Origin of the sequence: Microtetraspora malaysiensis (assembly GCF_001528665.1) — a bacterium.
In the GTDB taxonomy this organism is placed as follows: domain Bacteria; phylum Actinomycetota; class Actinomycetes; order Streptosporangiales; family Streptosporangiaceae; genus Microtetraspora_A; species Microtetraspora_A malaysiensis.
On record NZ_BBYJ01000006.1, the window covers coordinates 201,763 to 220,520 of the forward strand.

General features: G+C 69.2%; 20 protein-coding genes. 9 read left to right on the forward strand and 11 right to left on the reverse strand.

The features are described from left to right. Positions 1-19 precede the first annotated feature (19 nt). The gene (locus AWQ71_RS06360) at positions 20-1,006 is read left to right on the forward strand and encodes a carbohydrate kinase family protein (RefSeq protein ID WP_067128136.1); all 987 of its coding nucleotides are present in this window, start codon (positions 20-22) and stop codon (positions 1,004-1,006) included. A gap of 13 nt (positions 1,007-1,019) precedes the next feature. Here the strand turns inward: AWQ71_RS06360 and AWQ71_RS06365 are convergent, their stop codons facing one another. The 3 genes from AWQ71_RS06365 to AWQ71_RS06375 all read right to left on the reverse strand — a co-directional run bounded on the left by AWQ71_RS06365 (position 1,020) and on the right by AWQ71_RS06375 (position 2,966). Continuing rightward, the gene (locus AWQ71_RS06365; protein WP_067128139.1) at positions 1,020-1,451 is read right to left on the reverse strand and encodes a CBS domain-containing protein; all 432 of its coding nucleotides are present in this window, start codon (positions 1,449-1,451) and stop codon (positions 1,020-1,022) included. 61 nt (positions 1,452-1,512) lie between these two features. Continuing rightward, positions 1,513-1,833 (reverse strand): sulfurtransferase TusA family protein, encoded by a 321-nt coding sequence (locus tag AWQ71_RS06370; protein WP_084258632.1) that lies wholly within the window; start codon positions 1,831-1,833, stop codon positions 1,513-1,515. Continuing rightward, positions 1,833-2,966 (reverse strand): cysteine desulfurase family protein, encoded by a 1,134-nt coding sequence (locus AWQ71_RS06375; protein WP_067128142.1) that lies wholly within the window; start codon positions 2,964-2,966, stop codon positions 1,833-1,835. The genes AWQ71_RS06370 and AWQ71_RS06375 overlap by 1 nt, the downstream gene beginning before the upstream one ends. A gap of 186 nt (positions 2,967-3,152) precedes the next feature. Here AWQ71_RS06375 and ctaC point away from each other — a divergent pair, with 186 nt between their 5' ends. The 4 genes from ctaC (at position 3,153) to AWQ71_RS06395 (ending at position 7,375) form a co-directional block, all read left to right on the forward strand. Then, positions 3,153-3,983, forward strand: coding sequence for an aa3-type cytochrome oxidase subunit II (gene ctaC / locus AWQ71_RS06380; protein WP_067128145.1), 831 nt, complete (start codon positions 3,153-3,155; stop codon positions 3,981-3,983). After that, positions 3,980-5,641, forward strand: a complete 1,662-nt coding sequence (ctaD, locus tag AWQ71_RS06385) for an aa3-type cytochrome oxidase subunit I (RefSeq protein ID WP_067128148.1) — start codon at positions 3,980-3,982, stop codon at positions 5,639-5,641. The genes ctaC and ctaD overlap by 4 nt, the downstream gene beginning before the upstream one ends. Further along, positions 5,638-6,033 carry a cytochrome c oxidase subunit 4 gene (locus AWQ71_RS06390; protein ID WP_067128151.1) on the forward strand — a complete coding sequence of 132 codons (396 nt, stop codon included), beginning with the start codon at positions 5,638-5,640 and terminating at the stop codon, positions 6,031-6,033. The genes ctaD and AWQ71_RS06390 overlap by 4 nt, the downstream gene beginning before the upstream one ends. 163 nt (positions 6,034-6,196) lie before the next feature. After that, positions 6,197-7,375 carry a L,D-transpeptidase gene (locus AWQ71_RS06395; RefSeq protein WP_067128154.1) on the forward strand — a complete coding sequence of 393 codons (1,179 nt, stop codon included), beginning with the start codon at positions 6,197-6,199 and terminating at the stop codon, positions 7,373-7,375. A 305-nt stretch (positions 7,376-7,680) separates the two neighbouring features. Here AWQ71_RS06395 and qcrB read toward each other — a convergent pair whose 3' ends face one another. From qcrB to ctaE, 4 genes are read right to left on the reverse strand one after another with little or no spacing between them, the layout of a single operon-like run. Then, entirely contained in the window at positions 7,681-9,306 is a 1,626-nt protein-coding gene (gene qcrB / locus AWQ71_RS06400) for a cytochrome bc1 complex cytochrome b subunit (RefSeq protein WP_067128157.1), read from the reverse strand. Beyond that, the gene (qcrA, locus tag AWQ71_RS06405; RefSeq protein WP_067128160.1) at positions 9,306-10,391 is read right to left on the reverse strand and encodes a cytochrome bc1 complex Rieske iron-sulfur subunit; all 1,086 of its coding nucleotides are present in this window, start codon (positions 10,389-10,391) and stop codon (positions 9,306-9,308) included. The genes qcrB and qcrA overlap by 1 nt, the downstream gene beginning before the upstream one ends. Continuing rightward, positions 10,391-11,221 (reverse strand): cytochrome bc1 complex diheme cytochrome c subunit, encoded by an 831-nt coding sequence (gene qcrC, locus AWQ71_RS06410; RefSeq protein WP_439650359.1) that lies wholly within the window; start codon positions 11,219-11,221, stop codon positions 10,391-10,393. Before qcrC ends, qcrA begins: the two co-directional genes overlap by 1 nt. After that, complete coding sequence (ctaE, locus tag AWQ71_RS06415) at positions 11,218-11,835, reverse strand: aa3-type cytochrome oxidase subunit III (protein WP_067128166.1); 618 nt, start codon at positions 11,833-11,835, stop codon at positions 11,218-11,220. The genes qcrC and ctaE overlap by 4 nt, the downstream gene beginning before the upstream one ends. A gap of 163 nt (positions 11,836-11,998) precedes the next feature. Between ctaE and AWQ71_RS06420 the strand changes: the two genes are divergently transcribed. Together AWQ71_RS06420 and trpD are read left to right on the forward strand one after the other, a co-directional pair. Beyond that, positions 11,999-12,415: a hypothetical protein gene (locus AWQ71_RS06420; protein ID WP_067128168.1), complete on the forward strand. Its 417-nt coding sequence runs from the start codon at positions 11,999-12,001 to the stop codon at positions 12,413-12,415. A gap of 14 nt (positions 12,416-12,429) precedes the next feature. Continuing rightward, positions 12,430-13,473: an anthranilate phosphoribosyltransferase gene (trpD, locus tag AWQ71_RS06425; RefSeq protein WP_067128171.1), complete on the forward strand. Its 1,044-nt coding sequence runs from the start codon at positions 12,430-12,432 to the stop codon at positions 13,471-13,473. A gap of 238 nt (positions 13,474-13,711) precedes the next feature. On the opposite strand, the gene AWQ71_RS06430 is transcribed toward trpD, so the two are convergent. The 4 genes from AWQ71_RS06430 to AWQ71_RS06445 form a co-directional block, all read right to left on the reverse strand. Further along, positions 13,712-13,999, reverse strand: a complete 288-nt coding sequence (locus tag AWQ71_RS06430; protein WP_067128174.1) for an Lrp/AsnC family transcriptional regulator — start codon at positions 13,997-13,999, stop codon at positions 13,712-13,714. Positions 14,000-14,074: 75 nt separating this feature from the next. Beyond that, entirely contained in the window at positions 14,075-15,829 is a 1,755-nt protein-coding gene (locus tag AWQ71_RS06435) for a DEDD exonuclease domain-containing protein (protein WP_067128177.1), read from the reverse strand. Positions 15,830-15,843: 14 nt separating this feature from the next. Further along, entirely contained in the window at positions 15,844-16,404 is a 561-nt protein-coding gene (locus AWQ71_RS06440; RefSeq protein WP_067128180.1) for a GNAT family N-acetyltransferase, read from the reverse strand. Positions 16,405-16,408: 4 nt separating this feature from the next. Next, positions 16,409-16,642, reverse strand: a complete 234-nt coding sequence (locus tag AWQ71_RS06445; RefSeq protein WP_067128184.1) for a hypothetical protein — start codon at positions 16,640-16,642, stop codon at positions 16,409-16,411. Positions 16,643-16,700: 58 nt separating this feature from the next. Here AWQ71_RS06445 and AWQ71_RS06450 point away from each other — a divergent pair, with 58 nt between their 5' ends. Together AWQ71_RS06450 and AWQ71_RS06455 are read left to right on the forward strand one after the other, a co-directional pair. Next, positions 16,701-18,131, forward strand: a complete 1,431-nt coding sequence (locus AWQ71_RS06450) for an alpha/beta hydrolase (protein WP_067128186.1) — start codon at positions 16,701-16,703, stop codon at positions 18,129-18,131. Further along, positions 18,121-18,588: a hypothetical protein gene (locus AWQ71_RS06455; protein WP_157570216.1), complete on the forward strand. Its 468-nt coding sequence runs from the start codon at positions 18,121-18,123 to the stop codon at positions 18,586-18,588. Before AWQ71_RS06450 ends, AWQ71_RS06455 begins: the two co-directional genes overlap by 11 nt. The last annotated feature ends 170 nt before the right edge of the window (positions 18,589-18,758 follow it).

The window sequence follows — 18,758 nt, forward strand, 5'->3', positions numbered from 1 at the left end:
CAACGAGGAGACTGACCCCGTGCGCATCGCCGTCACCGGCTCCATCGCGACCGACCACCTGATGACCTTCCCCGGCCGTTTCGGGGACCAGCTCATCGCCGAACAGCTCGACCGGGTATCCCTGTCCTTCCTGGTCGACGAACTGCAGATCCGCCGCGGGGGGTGCGCGGCGAACATCTCGTTCGGCATGGGATGCCTGGGGCAGCGCCCCGTCCTCGTCGGCGCCGTGGGAACGGACTTCACGGACTACCGCTCGTGGCTGGAGCGTCACGGCGTCGACTGCGAGTCGGTCTACGTCTCCGAGCTGCACCACACGGCGCGCTTCCTGTGCACCACGGACGAGGATCACAACCAGATCGCCTCGTTCTACACCGGGGCGATGGCCGAGGCCAGGGAGATCGAGCTGGGCCCGATCGTCGACCGCCTCGGCGGCCTCGACCTGGTCCTGATCAGCCCCAACGACCCCGACGCCATGCTGCGGCACACGGACGAGGCGCGCGGCCGGGGCATCCCCTTCGCGGCCGACCCCTCCCAGCAGCTCGCCCGGATGCCCGGCGAGGACATCCGCCAGCTCGTCGACGGCGCGGCCTACCTGTTCGGCAACGACTACGAAAAGGGCCTCATCGAGCAGAAGACCGGCTGGTCGGACGAGGAGATCCTGCAGCGGGTCGGCGTGCGCGTCACCACGCTCGGCCCGAAGGGCGCGCGGATCGACCGCGTCGGCGAGCCGAGCCTGCACGTCCCCCCGGCTCCCGAGCTGGGTAAAGCCGACCCGACCGGCGTCGGCGACGCCTTCCGGGCCGGCTTCCTCTCGGCCCTCACCTGGGACCTGTCACTCGAGCGCTGCGCGCAGGTCGGCAACCTCACCGCGACGCACGTCCTGGAGCAGGTCGGCTGCCAGGAGTACGAGCTGAGCCAGCGCGTCTTCCTGGAGCGGTTCGGCGCCGTCTACGGCCAGGACGCCGCGGGTGAGGTCGCCGCCCACGTGAAGTGCCACTACGCGTAGCCGCGGCACGCGGCTACAGACGCGGCGTGCTTTCCGCGTAGATCCTGCTGACCGCCTCGGCGAGTTTGTTCTCGGGCAGGTGGGCGGCCAGGTCGGCCTCGCTGATCACCCCGACCAGTCGGTGGTTCTCCAGCACGGGCAGCCGCCGGATCTGGTGCTCCTCCATGGTCTGGAGCGCGTCGTCCAGATCCGCGTCGGCGTCGATCCACACGGGCGTGCCCTGCGCGAGTTCACTCGCTTTCACCTCGGCGCAGCTCTTACCGGCCGCGACACATTTGATGATGATGTCGCGGTCGGTGATGATCCCCTTGAGCCGGTCGTCCTCGCCGCACACCGGCAGCGAACCGACGTTGAGATCGCGCATCATCCGCGCGGCGGTGAGCAGGTTCTCGTTCTCCCCGATGCACTGCACGCCGAAGTGCATGACGTTGCGTGCGGTGGTCATGGAATCCCCCGAGATCTCTCGATGTGCGTTTCCGGGGACCCTCTACCCAGAAGATGGGCGGTCAGTAGTTGCGCCGCACCCGGATGGCCCAGCCGCCCTGGGGGATCTCGGCGCTGCCCACGTGCGCGTGGGACTTCAGCCGGCACCACGCGGGGATGTCGGTGTACGCGGCCGGGTCGTCGGCCAGGACCTCGACCACCGCGCCCATCGGCACCTGGTTGATCTGGTCGGCCAGCATGATGATCGGGATCGGGCACTTGCGCCCGAGCGCGTCGATCGTCAGAGCGGCGGGCTCACGCGTCCCGGCCTGTGTCTCGGCCACCGCCTCCGCCCCCGGCTCCCCGGTCTCGCCTCCGCCGGCCCCCGAACGCCTCCGCCACATCAGCGCACTCCCAAACTCGCTCGGATGCGTCGCACGATGTCCGGTAGTGCGGCGAGGAACCGGTCGACGTCGCCCTCGGACACGCCTCGAGGCAGCGATACCCGGACGTTCCCGTGCGTAAGCACCCCCATCGCCTCCAGCACGTGCGATGGACGAAGCGTACTCGCCGTGCAGGAACTCCCGGATGAGACGGCGAACCCGGCCCGGTCCAGCTCGGTCAGCAGCGCCTCGCCCTCCACATAAAGACACGAAAAGGTGACGATGTGCGGCAACCTCAGGACGGGGTCGCCGACCACCTCCACGTCGGGAACCAGGCGCGGAACCTCGGTCCTGACCCGATCGACCAGGGCCGACAGCCGGGCGTTCTCCGCCGCGGCCTCCTCGGCAGTCGCGCGCAGCGCCGCCGCGGCGGCCACGATCGCCGGGACGTTCTCGAACCCCGGCACGCGGCGCCGTTCCCGCTCGTCCTGCGGGTACGGCGAGCGCCAGCGGGTCCCCTTGCGCACCGCGAGGACGCCGACCCCCGCCGGGCCGCCCCACTTGTGCGCGCTCGCCGTCAGCACGGACCAGCCGCGGGGGAGCGGGAGCCGTCCCGCCGACTGCGCGGCGTCGACCAGCAGCGGCACCCCCGCCTCCTGGCAGGCCGCGGCGGCCTCCTCGACGGGCTGGAGGGTCCCCACCTCGTGGTTGGCCGTCTGCAGGCAGGCCAGCGCCGTCCCCGGCGCGGAGACGGCTCGCGCGAAAGTCTCCGCGTCCACCCGGCCGGAACGGCTCACGCCGACCACCTCGGCGGTGCCGCCCCCGCGCTCGTGCTCCTCGGCGGCGTGCAGGACACTGGAGTGCTCGACCGCGCCGGTCACCAGGCGATCGCCGACGCGCCTGCGCCCGTTCAACGTGCCGAGGACGCCGAGATGGACCGCCTGGGTGCCCGACGAGGTGAACGCCACCTCGTCCGGGCGGGCGCCGATCACCTCGGCGACGTCGGCCCGCGCCTGCTCAAGCAGCATCTGCGCACGTCGCGCGGCGCCGTACAGGCGTGCCGGGTCGGCCCAGCCGGAGTCGAGGGCGGACAGCAGGGCGTCCCGCGCCGCGGGGTGAAGCGGTTCAGTCGAGGCAGCGTCCAGATAGACCACAGTTAGGACATTAACGGGGGCTGCTCAGAGGGGCGGTCCCGGTCCGCGCTAATGTGTCCCCCAGCGTGAACTCAATCAAGTAAAGGGGTGACCGGTCCGAGACGGCCCTGGTCCCTTTGAACGTGCAAGTTGGAAGATTCGCCCAGGAGAAGGACTCTTGGGCTTCACCTGTGGGGTAGGCAATCCGTGAGTCCGACCCGCCGTACGACACGGCGACCGTTGGCCCGCCGCCGGTTGCCACGCGTCGCCGCTCTGGCGGTGCTCGTGGCTGCTGCGACGGCGTGTAGCGCCCAGACGACTGAGCAGTGGTCCCGTGGCGGTATGCCCGAGGGCGTTACAGAGCAGTCACTCCTTACCCAGTCGCTCTGGAACGGGGCCTGGATCGCGGCACTGGCCACCGGCATCGTCGTGTGGGGCCTGATCCTCTGGGCGTGCGCGTTCCACCGTAAGAAGAAGAACTCGCCGGACCGGCTGCCGCCTCAGGTGCGGTACAACCTGCCGATCGAGATCCTCTACACCGTGGTGCCGATCATCATGGTCTCGGTCTTCTTCTACTTCACCTCGCGTGACGAGACCACGATCATGAAGGTGACCGGCACCGCTCCGGTCAAGGTCAAGGTCGACGGCTTCCAGTGGAGCTGGCGCTTCACCACCGAGTACCAGGGCAAGACCGCCAAGGTCGACGGCGTGCCGGTCGACCTCGCCAAGCAGAGCGTGGAGAACCCCGAGGGCCCGCAGCTCGTGCTGCCGACGGGCTCCGAGGTCGAGTTCGAGCTGCACTCGCCCGACGTCATCCACTCGTTCTGGGTGCCGGCCTTCCTGTTCAAGCAGGACGTGTTCCCCGGCCAGGTCCACAACAAGTTCCAGATCAAGACTTTGAACCGCCCCGGCGTCTTCGTCGGACGGTGCGCCGAGCTGTGCGGTGTCGATCACAGCAAGATGCTGTTCTCCGTCAAGCTCGTGCCGCAGACGGAGTTCGACCAGTACATCCAGAGCCAGGCGGGGAGTGCACAGTGACCGCCATCCACCAACCCGCCGCCCTCGCGGCCCGGCCGCACACCAAGGGCTCGGTCGTGGCCAAGTGGCTTTCCACCACTGACCACAAGGTCATCGGGAACCTGTACCTGATCACGTCGTTCGTGTTCTTCCTGATCGGCGGCGTCATGGCGCTGGTCATGCGCGCCGAGCTGGCCCAGCCGGGTCTGCAGTTCGTGACGAACGAGCAGTTCAACCAGCTCTTCACGATGCACGGCACGATCATGCTGCTGATGTTCGCGACGCCGCTCTTCGCGGGCTTCGCCAACGCGATCATGCCGTTGCAGATCGGCGCGCCCGACGTGGCCTTCCCCCGGCTGAACATGGTGAGCTACTGGCTCTACCTGTTCGGCAGCACCATCGCGGTGGCGGGCTTCATCACCCCCGGCGGCGCCGCCGCCTTCGGATGGACGGCGTACGCGCCGCTGTCCAACGCGATCACCTCGCCCGGCCTCGGCGGCGACATGTGGATCATGGGTCTGGCGCTGTCCGGACTCGGCACGATCCTCGGCGCGGTGAACTTCATCACCACGATCATCACCATGCGCGCGCCCGGCATGACCATGTTCCGCATGCCGATGTTCACCTGGAACATCCTGCTCACCAGCGTCCTGGTGCTGCTGGCCTTCCCGGTCCTCGCGGCCGCGATGCTGGCGCTGGAGGCCGACCGCAAGCTCGGCGCCCACATCTTCGACTCCGCCACCGGTGGCGCGATGCTGTGGCAGCACCTGTTCTGGTTCTTCGGGCACCCCGAGGTCTACATCATCGCGCTGCCGTTCTTCGGAATCATCACCGAGGTCATCCCGGTGTTCAGCCGCAAGCCGATCTTCGGTTACATCGGCCTGGTCAGCGCGACGATCCTGATCGCGGGCCTGTCGATCACCGTGTGGGCGCACCACATGTTCGCGACCGGCCAGGTGCTCCTGCCGTTCTTCTCGTTCATGACGTTCCTCATCGCGGTCCCGACCGGTGTGAAGTTCTTCAACTGGATCGGCACGATGTGGCGTGGCCATCTGACGTTCGAGTCGCCGATGCTGTTCGCGGTCGGCTTCCTGGTGACCTTCCTCTTCGGCGGTCTCACCGGCGTCATCCTGGCCTCGCCGCCGCTCGACTTCCACATCACCGACACCTACTTCGTCGTGGCCCACTTCCACTACGTGATCTTCGGCACCGTGGTGTTCGCGATGTTCTCGGGCTTCTACTTCTGGTGGCCCAAGTTCACCGGGCGGATGCTGAACGACCGGCTGGGCAAGGTCCACTTCTGGCTCACGTTCTTCGGCTTCCACCTGACCTTCCTGGTGCAGCACTGGCTGGGCGTCATCGGCTTCCCGCGGCGCTACGCCGACTACGCGGCGGTGGACGGCTTCACCGACCTGAACATGGTCTCGTCGGTGGGCGCGTTCCTCCTCGGCGCCTCGCTGCTGCCGTTCTTCTACAACATGTGGATCACGTGGAAGAAGGCGCCGAAGGTCACCGTCGACGACCCGTGGGGCTACTGCGGCTCGCTCGAGTGGGCGACCTCCTGCCCCCCGCCGCGGCACAACTTCACGTCGCTGCCGCGCATCCGGTCTGAGCGTCCCGCGTTCGACCTGAAGTACCCGCACCTTGCCGCGCAGCCTGCACTGGAGGAAGGCCGATGAAGGTCCAGGGTTGGGTGTTCGTGATCTGCGGCCTCTTCTTCGCCGCAGTGGACGTGGTCTACTGGTTCTGGTCCAAGGAGCCGACCGGCACCGCGGTGATGGCCATCTCCGTCGGCCTCGCCTTCATGGTCGGCTACTACCTGCTCTTCACGGCTCGCCGCATCGGTGAGCAGCCGGAGGACAGCAAGGAGGCCGAGATCAGCGACGGCGCCGGCGAGCTGGGCTTCTTCAGCCCGCACAGCTGGTGGCCGCTGTTCGTCTGCCTCTCCGCGGCGCTGACGTTCTTCGGCTTCGCCGTCGGGATGTGGCTCTTCCTGATCGGTGTCTTCGCCACCGTCATGAGCATGATCGGCTTCGTGTTCCAGTACTACCGGGGCAACTTCTCGCACTGACCCGGAGGAGCGCGTCTCCACCGACTCCGTCGCGGCCGGCCAACGATCTCGTTGGCCGGCCGCGACGCTTTTCTTTGCCAGGTGTCATCCCTGCCCTGAGCGCAGACCCAACGTAATCGGGTACTAACCCGTTGCAAGTGGTACGTGGCGGGGGGAGGCCGACGTGCGAGCTGGTGCTGGGCTGCTTGCCATACTCATGGCGACCGGATGTTCCGCCGCCGTGGCGGATCGCGAGAAGGAGGCCGCCGGCCTACCGGCGGCGGCGGTGGGCATCACGCCGGAGAACGGGGCCCAGGGCCTCGCGCCCGAACTGCCCATCATGATCGCGGCCGCCGCGGGGACGCTGAAGAGCGTCACTGCCGAGGCGAAGGGCAAGCCCGTGGCCGGGATGTTCAGCGCCGACCGGACGAGGTGGCGGAGCGCCCGGCCGATGACACCGGGCACCGACTACACGGTCACCGCCGTGGCGGTCAACGCGGCGGGCAAGACCACCGAGACCAGGAGCGTCTTCTCGACGCAGAAGGCGGCCAAGACGTTCGACGTCCAGACCATCCTCCCAAACAAGGAGATCACCGGTCTGACCGTGGGCATCGGCATGCCCATCATGATCACATTCGACCACGACGTCACCGACCGCGTCTCGGTGGAGAAGAACCTGCAGGTCTACGCGTCCAAGCCGATCCAGGGCGCGTGGCACTGGTTCGACAACCGCCGGGTGACGTTCCGTCCCAAGGAGTACTGGCCGGCGCACACGAAGGTCCGGCTGGTGGCCCGGCTCGCCGGTGTCCGCGGCGGCGAGGGCACGTACGGCACGAAGGACTACGTCCGCGACTTCACCATCGGCCGCTCCCAGATCAGCCACGCCGACACCGGATCGCACTACATGAAGGTGGAGCGCGACGGGAAGGTCATCCGGAACATGCCCATCAGCGCCGGCATGGGCGGCCAGATGAAGTACTACACGACCTCGGGCATCCATCTCGCCATGGACCGCGAACTCGTCACCGTCATGACCTCGCCCGGCATCGGCCCCGGCAGCGCCGGCTACTACCAGACCACCGTCTACGACACCGTACGGATCTCCGACACCGGCGAGTACGTGCACGGCGCCCCGTGGTCGGTGGGGGACCAGGGCAACTCCAACGTGAGCCACGGCTGCGTCAACGTCAGCCCCGCGAACGCGAAGTGGTTCAGGATCAACACCCTGATCGGCGACCCCATCGTCATCAGTGGATCGCCGCGGCCGCTCGACCCGACGAACGGCTGGGGGCACTGGCAGGAGTCCTGGAAGCAGTGGCTCAAGTGGAGCCGGCTCCGCGGCGCCAGCACCGAGCCGCTCTGACGGCCGCTGAACGCCGCGACGACGGCCCGTGTCCCATTTCTCCGGGGCGCGGGTCGTCCGCCGTCTGCGGCCGAATGAGGGCCGGACAGCCCATTCGGGGGAGAGGCGCCCTTGTGGTGGCGTGTGCGCGTCGCGGCCGGCCGCTCAGGGCGGCACAGCGGCGCTGAGCCGCCCCGGCGGGCCGTAGGGGCCCGTCCCTGAGGGTAGGGCGTTGTGCGGCCCCCAAGGGGCCGGACAACGCCAGAAAGTGAAACGGCCCGGGTGGGAATCCCCACCCGGGCCGCTCACGTGCGGTTCACCCGGACTCAGTGACCTTCTTTGTGCTCCCCGGCGCCGACGGCGACGTGCTCCTCGCCGTGGCCTTCCTCAAGGGGGACGCGGTCGGTGCCGTACGCCTTGCTCATCTTGGCGCGGAGCCGGCCGATCAGCGAGCGGGCGCCCTTGGGCGGGATCCCCTCACGGTCGGCTGCGCTCTCGATGACGGGGATCTCCTTCTTGCCCCGCATGTGCGCCAGGATGTCGTCCGCCGGCGGCGTGTGGACCTCGATGTACTCGCCGTTCGGCATCCGCTTGATGACACCGGACTCGACACCGTGGGACACGATCTCGGCGTCCTTGCGCTGGAGGCCGAGGCAGATCCGGTAGGTGACGAAGTAGGCGATCGCCGGGCCGAGGAAGACGGCCACCCGGCCGAAGATCGTCGTCTCGTAGAGGCCGATGTGGAAGTTGGCCGAGATCTCGTCGTTGGCGCCCAGCAGCCACAGGACACCGTAGAACGTCATCGCGGAGATGCCGATCGAGGTGCGGTGCGGGTTGTTGCGCGGCCGGTCGACGATGTGGTGCTCGCGCCGGTCGCCGGTCACCCACTGTTCCAGGAACGGATACAGCGCGAGGCCGGTCATGATGAGCCCCAGCGGCAGCAGCGCCGGGATCAGCACGCTCAGCGGGATCGTGCCTCCGGACGTGCCGAAGAGGTTGATCTCCCACGCGGGCATCAGGCGCAGGGAACCTTCGAGGAAGCCCATGTACCAGTCGGGCTGCGAGCCCGCCGAGATGTCCGCCGGTGTGTACGGCCCGAACAGCCAGATCGGGTTGATCTGCGCGAACGTGCCCAGCAGCGCCAGCACGCCGAACGTGAACAGGAAGTACGCGCCCGCCTTGGCCATGAAGGCCGGGTAGAACGGCGCGCCCACCACGTTGCGCTCGGTCCGGCCCTTGCCCGGCATCTGCGTGTGCTTCTGCACCCACATGAGGATCATGTGAGCGGTGATCAGCGCAAGCAGGATGCCCGGGATGAGCAGGATGTGCAGCGTGAAGAACCGGGAGATGATGTCCTCGCCGGGGTACTCGCCCCCGAACAGGAAGAACTGGATGTACGTGCCGATCAGCGGGATCGACAGGATGACGCCCTGGGTGATGCGCAGACCGGCACCGGACAGCAGGTCGTCCGGCAGCGAGTAGCCGGTCAGGCCCTCGAACAGGGCGAGGCTCAGCAGCAGGATGCCGATCAGCCAGTTCAGCTCGCGCGGCTTGCGGTATGCCCCGGTGAAGAACACGCGGAGCATGTGCACCACCATGCCGGCGATGAACAGCAGGGCCGCCCAGTGGTGGATCTGCCGGATGAGCAGACCGCCGCGGACGTCGAACGAGATGTTCAGCGCCGAGGCGTACGCCTCGGACATCATGACGCCCTTGAGCGGCTCGTACGCCCCGTTGTACATCACTTCGCCCATGGTGGGCCTGAACCAGAACGTCAGGAACGTACCGGTCAGCAGCAGGATGACGAACGAGTAGAGCGCGATCTCACCCAGGAGGAACGACCAGTGGTCGGGGAACATCTTCCGCAGATTGCGCTTGAGGAAGCTGCCCGCCCCGAGCCGGTCGTCGACGAAGGTCGAAACGCCGGCGATTGCCTTCGGAGGAGTGTCCATTACGCCTTCTCCGCCTTCTCCCGGGCTTCCTTCTCAGCGTCCCCGCGCTCCCAGAAGCTGGGACCGACGGGCACGTTGAAGTCGGCCTTGGCGACGAGGTAGCCCTCTTCGTCGATCCCGATCGGAAGCTGCGGCAGCGGCCGCGCCGCGGGACCGAAGACGACCTTGGCGCCGTCGGCGGCGTCGAAGGTCGACTGGTGACACGGGCAGAGGATGTGGTGGGTCGTCTGCTCGTACAGCGCCGCGGGACAGCCCACGTGGGTGCAGATCTTCGAGTAGGCGACGATGCCGTCGTGCGTCCAGTTCAGGTTCGTGCCGGACTTGAGCTCCTCCGGACGGAACTTGAGCAGGATCAGCGTGGCCTTGGCCAGGGCGTTGAGGTCGTGCTCGTGACCCTCGGGCACCACCGAGAGGATGCCGCCGGGCGAGTTGAAGTCGGCGGCGCGGATCGGCTGGCCGGTGCCCTCGGTGATGAGGCGGCGCGGCTTGCCGTTCTTGGTGGGCTCGCCCCAGACCGTGTGCCGGAGCTTGGTGCCCGGCAGCGGGCCGAGGTCCCTGAGCAGGACGATCGGAGCCAGGCCGAGCGGCGCCGCCGCCAGCAGCAGCGTGCGGCGGAGCAGCTTGTACTTGACGAAGCCGCTCTCGTTGGCCCCCGCGAGGAACGTCTCCTTGACGGACTCACGGGTCTCGGAGTCGGACGCCATCGGGTGGCGCTCCTGGATCATGCTGTACTTCGGCATGATCCTGCGCACCCACGTCGTGATGCCGGCCGCCAGCGCGAGCAGCGCCAGCGTCAGCGTGCCGCCGAGCGCGAAGTTGGACGCCGAGGTCTTCTCGAGCGTCCCCACCTGGAAGATGACGTACGAGGCGATGAAGCCGACGCCCGCCAGGAAGGCGATCGCGAACAGAAGCGCGACCACCCTTTCGGCCTTACGGGCGCTCTCGGGATCCTGGAGCTTCACCCCAAGCAGAGCCTCGGGCTTGTGGGCGGGCTCTTCCTTGAGGATGGCCTCGCTCGGCGGGGGGGTGCCGATAACGCGCTTAGGCACGCGATCCTCGGGCTGGTCGATGGTGTTGTCTGTCATTAGTGAGCCTGTCGCTTCTTCGCGGTGATCCAGATAGCGGCGAGAACCAGCAGGCTGATGCCGACGACCCAGCCCACCAGGCCCTCGGTCACCGGACCGATCCTGCCGAGGCCGGCACCGCCCGGGTCCACCTGGCCACGGACGCTGGTGATGTAGGCGATCATGTCCCGCTTCTGTTCGGGAGTGATCACTGAGTCGTTGAAGACGGGCATCGCCTGCGGACCGGTGGCCATCGCCTCGTAGATCTGCGTCGGCGACGACTCGTGCAGCGGGGGTGCGTACTTGCCGTAGGTCAGCGCGCCGCCCGCGCCGACGAAGTTGTGGCACTGGATGCAGTTCGCGCGGAACAGCTCGCCACCCTTCGCCGGGTCGCCCTTGGCCGGGTCCACCTGCTCGGCCGTCGGCCGGGTCGGGCCGCCGCCCAGCGACTGCACGTACGCAGCGAGCTGGTCGATGGCCTCGGGCGTCGCCCACTCGTCAAGGGGCTTGCGCGGAGCCTGGGCCCCCGGGTCGGCCGCAGGCATGCGCCCGCTGCTCACCTGGAAGTCCACGGCCGCCGCGCCCACGCCCACCAGGGTGGGGCCGGACTTGGTGCCCTCGGCGTTCAGCCCGTGACAGCTGGCGCAGTGGGCGACGAAGAGGTCCTTGCCCTTCGCCACGTCATCGGCCTTGCCGGACGCGACCGCCGCGTCCGCGGTGCTGCCGTTCGGCGCGGCGAGCGCGTATCCCCCGCCGAGGAGGCCCAGCGCGAGTGCCACAACGGCAAAACGCGCGAGGGGATGCCGCCGTCGCGCGGTGATGGGTTTCACCGATCTCCCCGTTCCGATCATTTGATGATGTAGATGGTCGCGAAAAGGCCGATCCAGACCACGTCGACGAAGTGCCAGTAGTAGGACACGACGATCGCGCTGGTGGCCTGCTCATGGGTGAAGCGCTTCGCGGCGTACGTGCGTCCCAGAATGAACAGGAACGCGATCAGTCCACCCGTCACGTGCAGACCGTGGAAGCCTGTGGTCAGGTAGAAGACGGAGCCGTAGGCGCTGGAGGCGAGGGTCATGCCCTCCTCCACCAGGGTGCGGTACTCGTTCAGCTGGCCCGCGACGAAGATCGCGCCCAAGATGAAGCTGAAGATGTACCAGAACCTGAGCTTCTTGACCTGGCCCTTTTCCGCGGCCCATACACCGAACTGGCACGTCACGCTGGAGAGGATCAGGATGATCGTGTTCGCCGTGGCGTACGGAATGTCGAGATGGGTGTCCGGCCAGGGCTGGCCCTGGCCGAGGCTGACCGACCGGATGGTGAAGTACATCGCGAACAGCGCCGCGAAGAACATGAGCTCAGAGGACAGCCACACGATGGTCCCGACCTGGACCAGATTCGGTCGGCGGGTCCCGTAGGGCGTCGTCGTCGTTGTAATTGCGGATGCTGTCGCCACGGGCAGCATTATTGCGGCTCCCCTGGTCGGGTCGCCGCACGGCCCCCCGTTAGAGGCCGCTTTGCTCGGTTTAGAACCTCAGAATCCTGGCAAGAACCCTGGGCTACGCGTACGGCGGGGGCGCCGGTACCATCACGATGACCATACCCAGCGATTCGACAGTGAGCGTGACATGAGGGTTCTCGTCTACAGCGACGACGCAGGCACCCGTGAGAAGGTGCGGCTTGCCATCGGACGGCGTCCCGCAGCGGACGTGCCCCTCGTCGAGATCGTCGAGTGCGCCACCCAGCCGGCCGTGCTCAAGCATCTCGACTCCGGCGAGATCGACATCGCGATCCTCGACGGCGAGGCCGCCCCGGCCGGGGGCATGGGGGTCAGCAGGCAGGCCAAGGACGAGGTGCACAACTGCCCGCCGATCCTGCTCATCATCGCGCGCAAGGACGACCGCTGGCTCGCCAACTGGTCCCGCGCCGACGCCGTCGTCGCCCAGCCGCTCGACCCCATGGCCGTCGCCGAGGCCGTCGCCGACCTCATGCGGCGCCGGCTGAACCTGACCGGATCGAACCTCCCCGCCCAGCCCGTCTCGTAACGGAGCCTCTCCCTATGGACTCGCGTACCACCTGGCCGTCCCTGCTGAACGCCCTGCTCGCCGGCGAGCACCTGAGCGCCGACGAGACGGCGTGGGCCATGGGCGAGATCATGTCCGGTGACGCCACCCCCGCCCAGATCGGGGCGTTCGCGGTCGCGCTGCGGGCGAAGGGGGAGACCGTCGCCGAGGCGTCCGGCCTGGCCAGGGCCATGCTGGAGCGGGCGGTTCCGCTGTCCATCGAGGGGCCCGTCGTCGACATCGTCGGCACCGGAGGCGACCGGGCGCACACCGTCAACGTGTCCACGATGTCGGCCATCGTCGCCGCGGCCGCGGGCGCCCGGGTCGTCAAGCACGGCAACCGGGCCGCGACCTCCCTGTGCGGCGCGGCCGACGTCCTGGAGCACCTCGGTGTCGTCCTCGACCTGTCGCCGCAGGCCACCGCCCGGCTCGCGGCCGAGGCCGGGATCGCGTTCTGCTTCGCGCCCGTCTACCACCCGGGCTTCCGGTTCGCCGGGCCGCCGCGCCGCGAGATCGGCATCCCCACCGTCTTCAACTTCCTCGGCCCGCTCACCAACCCGGCGCGGCCCACCGCCCAGGCGATCGGCGTCTTCGACGCCCGTATGCTCCCCGTGGTCGCGGGCGTCTTCGCCGAGCGCGGCGTGTCCGCGCTGGTCTTCCGGGGCGAGGACGGGCTGGACGAGCTGTCCACCGCCGGGCCCTCGCGGGTCTTCGTCGTCCGTGACGGCGCCGCCGCCGAGATTCTTTTCGATCCGGCGGACATCGGCGTGTCGCGGTCCCGGCCGGACGACCTGCGCGGCGGCGACGTCGTGTTCAACGCCGCGGCCGTCCACGACACGCTCGGGGGCAAGACCGGTCCGGTGCGCGACGCGGTGCTGCTGAACGCCGCCGCCGCCCTGGTCGCCTTCGACGGATCCGGCGACGACCTGGTCGCCGATCTCGGCGCCGCGTACGCCCGCGCCGCCGAGGCGGTCGACACCGGGAAGGCCGCCGCGACCCTCAAGCGCTGGGTCGAGGTCAGCCGCTCCCTCGCCTCCTGAGCCGCGCGGGCCGGGATCCGCCCCGCGAGGGAGTCCCGGTCCGCCGCGGAGATGACGCGTGCCGCGGGGCGTGAGCCGTACCGTGCGCGCCTGCCGCGCCTTCTGCTCGCCCTGCGGTCACGCCGGACCCGGACGCCTGCTCGGCCTGACCGGACGGGCCGACGGCGCGCCGAGGAGCGGCCGCGCGGCGCGCGTCGTGCCCGGCCGCTATCGACACCCGGGTCCGCCTGCTGTGCGGTCAGTCGGCCTCGCTGAGGCCGATCGAGAAGGCCGCGTCGAGGTCGTGGCGGGAGTAGGTGCGGAAGGCGATGTGCGTCTCGGTCTGCTGCACCCCGGGCACCTTATTGATCCGGCCGGGCACGATCTCGGCGATCTGTTCGTACCGCCCCACGCGGATCATGGCGAGCAGGTCGTACTCGCCGGTGATCGAGTAGACCTCGCTGACCCCGTCGAGCTCGGCGACCGTCTGCGCGACCTCGGGAATCCGGTCGACATCAGCCTTGATGTGCACGATCGCGGTGACCATTCGCGTTCTCCTGTGTCAGTCGGGGTTCATCGCGTACGGCCCGCGCCCCGGCGACGCGGGGGCGGGGTCGATGGTTCATCGTAGGGGCTTGCCCTCGCGCGGCTGATGCCCGGGGAGCCCCTGGTAGGCGCGTTCCATCCGGGCGCGCAGCCGGCCCGCGCCGTACGCCGGGAGGCTCCACGTGCCGTCCACCCGGACCAGCCGCACGCCGGGGGCCTCCAACCAGCGCAGCACGCACTCGGTCTCCTCCGCGCTGGCCGCCGGGATGGGGCCGGGACCCGGTGAGACGGTCTCGGCCGTGGCGACCAGGGCGTCGACGTAGGGCACCGGATGGGCGCCGCGCGGCATCACCCCCGCCGCGGCGAGCCGCCCGTGCCGTACCACGTGGATGTCCCACCCGCCGTCGAACGCGGGGGCGGCCGCCACCATCTGCGGGATCGCGGTGAGAGAGCGCAGTCGCTGCATGCGGGCGGCCGTACGGACGTAGGCGGCGAGCCGGTCACGGTCCACGGCCGCCTCCTCATACCGCTGCTCCGCCGACAGGCGGCGCATCCTCGTCTCGATCGCGGAGACGACCACCTCGGGGTCGCGCTCCATCGCGTGCCGGGCGCTTTCCACGTGCCGTGAATAATCCCCCTCGCTCTCGCGGCCCTCGCAGGGCGCGCCGCACCGGCCGAGCCCGGCCAGCGTGCATGCGGAGCGGCGGACGCGGGGAGAGAGCCGCTGCGTGCACTGCCGCAGCGGGATCGCCTCGTGCAGGGCGGCCCGCGCCTCGTCGGCGAGCCTGCTGCTGGAGAACGGCCCGAGATAGGTGCCGTGGTCGTCCTTGAGGTCGCGGACGACGCTGAGCCGGGGGAACGGCTCGTCGGTCAGCTTGAGCCAGACCACGCGCTCCGGGAACCGGGACCGCTTGTTGTAACGCGGCTTCGCCGCCCCGATCATGCGCAGCTCGCGTACCTCCGCCTCCAGCGCGGTCGCGCACACGATCGAACGGACGCTCTCCGCGATGCCGACCATCTCGCGGACCCGTGGGCGGGTCTCGCTCGCCGTGAAGTAGCTCCTGACCCGGTTGCGCAGGTTGGAGCTCTTGCCGATGTAGAGCGCCTCGCCCTTGGCGTCCTCGAAGACGTACACGCCCGGGGCGCCGGGCACCGACTGGGCCAGGTGCCGCTTGCGCTGCTGCTCCGGGGTCGGGGCGCGGACGAAGGAGCGCAGGTCCTCCAAGGTGTGCACGCCGTACGAGCCGACCCGGCCGATCAGGCCGTGCAACACGTCGACGGTCGCCTTGGCGTCGGACAGCGCCCGGTGGCAGGGGTCGGTGACGCTGCGGAACAGCCGGGCGAGGGTGGCCAGCTTGCAGTTGGGCGTCTCGTCCCGGGTGAGGACCCGCCGCGCCAGGTCCGCGGTGTCGACCACGGGGTTGGCCGGCGGCGGGTAGCCCCCGGCGGCACACGCGGCCCTGAGGAACCCCATGTCGAAGGGCGCGTTGTGCGCGACCAGCGTGGCGCCGGCGGCGAACTCCAGGAACGCGGGCAGCACCTCGGGCATCTTCGGCGCGGCCATGACCATGGCGTCGGTGATGCCGGTGAGGACGGAGATGAACGGCGGGATCGGTCCGCCGGGGTCGACCAGCGTGGCGAACTCGCCGAGGACCTCGCCGCCGCGCACCTTGACCGCGCCGATCTCGGTGATGGCGTGCTCGGCCGCCGAGCCGCCGGTGGTCTCCAGGTCGAAGACCACGAACGTCACGTCCCGCAGGGGAGTGCCGAGCTCGTCCAGAGTGCCCTGTACCGCTTCCACGCGCCTGACCTTAAAGACGGGCACCGACATTCCCCACGGCAGGGCTACGCCTGAGGGGTCCACTCCCGCCGCAGCATGGCGTAGATCACCTCGTCGCTCCACTCGCCCTTGAACACCTCGTTCTCCACCAGGTGGGCCTCGCGGCGCATGCCGAGACGCTCCATGACACGGGAGGAGGCGGTGTTGCGGTTGTCGCAGCGGCCGTAGACGCGGTGCAGGTCCAGGTCGGCGAAGGCGAGCCGGAGCAGCTCCTGAGACGCCTCCGTGGCGAACCCGCGCCCGTGGTAGGCGGGGTGGAAGACGAAACCGATCTCGCCCTGCCGGTGCTCACGGCTGCGCCAGAACAGGGAGATGTCGCCGATCAACGTTCCCGTCTCGCGCAGCTCGACAGCCATGTTGAGGGTGTCGTTGTCGTCGCTCAGGACGGCGTACCCGATCTTCTTCTCCAGTGCGGCCCTGGTCTCGTCGCGCGTACGGGCGTCCCAGTAGACGTAGCGGGCGACGTCGGGACGCGAGTGGAAGGAGTACAGCTCGTCGAGGTCGTCCATCGTGAACGGGCGGAGCAGCAGTCGGGGGGTTTTGATGGGGTAGGACGGGTTCAGCACCGGATCATCCTATTGGCGGCCCGGCCGCTCGCCGCGCGTCCCGGTCCAGTCTCGCCGCGACGCTCCTGAGGTCCTCGGCCAACAGATGCAGCATCCCGCGCCAGCCGTACAACTCGCGGTCGAATCGCTCGGAGGCCGGGCCGGTCCACCCCGGGGATCGGCGCAGCCCGGCCACCGGATCCAGCAGATCGTCGAACCAGGGCGCGGTCCTGCGCATTGCGTCGCTCTCGAACGTCACGCGCCCAAGCCTGACAGAAGCGGGAACAGTACGTGACCGATGCCCTACGATCCGCAACGTGACCAAGCTGTGGTTGGCCGACGCGCCGTCCCTGCGCGCGCTCGCCGCCCGCCTGGACGACGTGTCGGGCCGCCTCGCCCCCAGGGTGGGCGGCGCCCTTTCACCGGTGTTCGGCGCCGACCAGATCGCGCGCCACCCCGAGCTCGCGCACTACGCCGAGCGGCTGCGCGCGCTGCGGCGCTGGTGCGAGGAGACCTCGGCGGACCTGCGGCGCAGGGCCGCGATCGCCGAACAGGCCGACGCGCTGGCCCTCGACCCGGTGGAGCCGCCCGCGGTGCGCAGCGCGCTGGTCGCCGCCGCGTCCGGTGCGGCCGACGCCGCGCTGTCCGAACTACGGCTCCTCGTCGGTGCCCGGGGCCCCGGGCCCGGGCGTGACGAAGCGGTGGCCGCGTTCTTCGCCACGCTCGCGCCGGACACCGCGCTCGCGGTCGCCCTCGCCGGCGCCGCCCTGACCGGCCCGCTCGGCGGCGTGCCGTACGAGCTGCGGTACGCGGCGAACCGGCTGCTCATCCGGCAGGCTCGCGCGGAGGCGGAGGCTCTGTGGCTGACCGACCGGGTCGCCCTGTTCTCCCGGCTGCTTCAACCCCGCGAGGTGTCGGCCATGCGGGACGGGCGGGTCGTCTCGCTGCGGGTGCCCCGGCAGTTCCTGCTGTTCGACCCGAACGGGCAGGGCCGGGTCGCCGAGGTGTTCGGCGACCTCGCCTCCGCGGTGTCCGTCGCCGTCACCGTGCCCGGCACCGGGAACAACCTCGCGACCTACACCGACGGCCCGGGCGCGAACGCGCTGGCCCTGCACGACTTCGCCGAGCGCTTCTCCGGGGGAAGGACGGCCACGATCGCCTGGATGGGATGCGACCTGCCGCAGACCTTGCCACAGGCGGCCTGGACGTCCTACGCCGAGGCCGGCGGGCCCCTGCTCCGCGACTTCGTGACCGGCCTGCGCCTCGGCGACGACGTCCGCACCACCCTGGTCGGCCACTCGTACGGCAGTACGGTGACCGGCCACGCCGTGACCGCCGGGCTGCGTCCCGGCAACCTCGTCGCCGTGGCGAGCCCGGGGTGGGGGGTGTACTCGGCGGCGGCTCTGCACGCTCCCGGCATCCGCCTGTACGCCCTGCGCCACCCCCACGACGTGATCGGCATCGCGCCCGTGGTGTCGCTGCTGTCGAAGGCGGGGCTGCTCGGCCTGCTGGCCACCGCCTGGACGGGCCACGGGCAGGATCCCATCCTCCTCGACGGCGTCACCCGTCTGGCGACCGGCACGGACCGCGATCTCGTGCAACTCGGCCTCGACATCGACGCCCACGGCGACTACTTCACGACCACGGGCAGAAGCAAGCTTGCGACCAAGAACATCGCGCATGTGATCGCCGGAGATCAGAGACCGATGCCATTCGGCGTTGGGAGGGACAGGACCGATGAAACGTAAGAGGTTTGTCCCTCTCGTCGTCATTATTGTTGTATTTGCCCAAGGATGCGTGATGGTGGATAAGAAGCTGCCTTCTCTGGCCGACGGGCTGCGCATGATGCTCGGGGCACTGGATGAAACGGTGGCGGCCGGGCTTGACGGAGCGGAGCCCTATCTGAAGACCAGGAGGCCCTGGCAATGTGATCAAGCACAAAAGAGGTCATTCAGCTCTAGCTACGATGTCAAGGCCAGAGATCCTCGCTCTGTCGTCAAGGCCGTCGGCGCTCATTGGCGCAGTCGCGGCTACCGCATTCAAGAGGAAAATTCGGGCGCTCCAAAACATCCCGAGATATATGCGGATACCGATGCATTTGAGCTCGGCATTGTCGGCTTCCCTGAGCGGGGGGAGGTGTGGATACACGGGAACACCGTGTGCTTGGCGGGGGAGGTGCCGGAGGACTGGCGGGACGTCCGGTAAGGGGGTGTCCTCTGGAGCGCAGTCACGGGTCGGCGGGTCCGTCCTGAGTCCTTATCGCAACCAACCGGTTGGCTGAAGTCCGTTAACCTCGCAGTTCGTGCATCGTAAGGGAGCCCCCCGCGATGCCAAGAGAAGGCCCGGGCGGCGGACGCGCGGGCCAGGGTGATGCC

Coding starts and splice junctions, on each gene's coding strand:
- AWQ71_RS06365 (WP_067128139.1), bottom strand. CDS start 1,451: ATGACCACCGCACGCAACGTCATGCACTTCGGCGTGCAGTGCATCGGG.
- AWQ71_RS06370 (WP_084258632.1), bottom strand. CDS start 1,833: ATGTGGCGGAGGCGTTCGGGGGCCGGCGGAGGCGAGACCGGGGAGCCG.
- AWQ71_RS06390 (WP_067128151.1), top strand. CDS start 5,638: ATGAAGGTCCAGGGTTGGGTGTTCGTGATCTGCGGCCTCTTCTTCGCC.
- qcrB (WP_067128157.1), bottom strand. CDS start 9,306: ATGGACACTCCTCCGAAGGCAATCGCCGGCGTTTCGACCTTCGTCGAC.
- qcrA (WP_067128160.1), bottom strand. CDS start 10,391: ATGACAGACAACACCATCGACCAGCCCGAGGATCGCGTGCCTAAGCGC.
- qcrC (WP_439650359.1), bottom strand. CDS start 11,221: ATGATCGGAACGGGGAGATCGGTGAAACCCATCACCGCGCGACGGCGG.
- ctaE (WP_067128166.1), bottom strand. CDS start 11,835: ATGCTGCCCGTGGCGACAGCATCCGCAATTACAACGACGACGACGCCC.
- AWQ71_RS06420 (WP_067128168.1), top strand. CDS start 11,999: ATGAGGGTTCTCGTCTACAGCGACGACGCAGGCACCCGTGAGAAGGTG.
- trpD (WP_067128171.1), top strand. CDS start 12,430: ATGGACTCGCGTACCACCTGGCCGTCCCTGCTGAACGCCCTGCTCGCC.
- AWQ71_RS06430 (WP_067128174.1), bottom strand. CDS start 13,999: ATGGTCACCGCGATCGTGCACATCAAGGCTGATGTCGACCGGATTCCC.
- AWQ71_RS06435 (WP_067128177.1), bottom strand. CDS start 15,829: ATGTCGGTGCCCGTCTTTAAGGTCAGGCGCGTGGAAGCGGTACAGGGC.
- AWQ71_RS06455 (WP_157570216.1), top strand. CDS start 18,121: ATGAAACGTAAGAGGTTTGTCCCTCTCGTCGTCATTATTGTTGTATTT.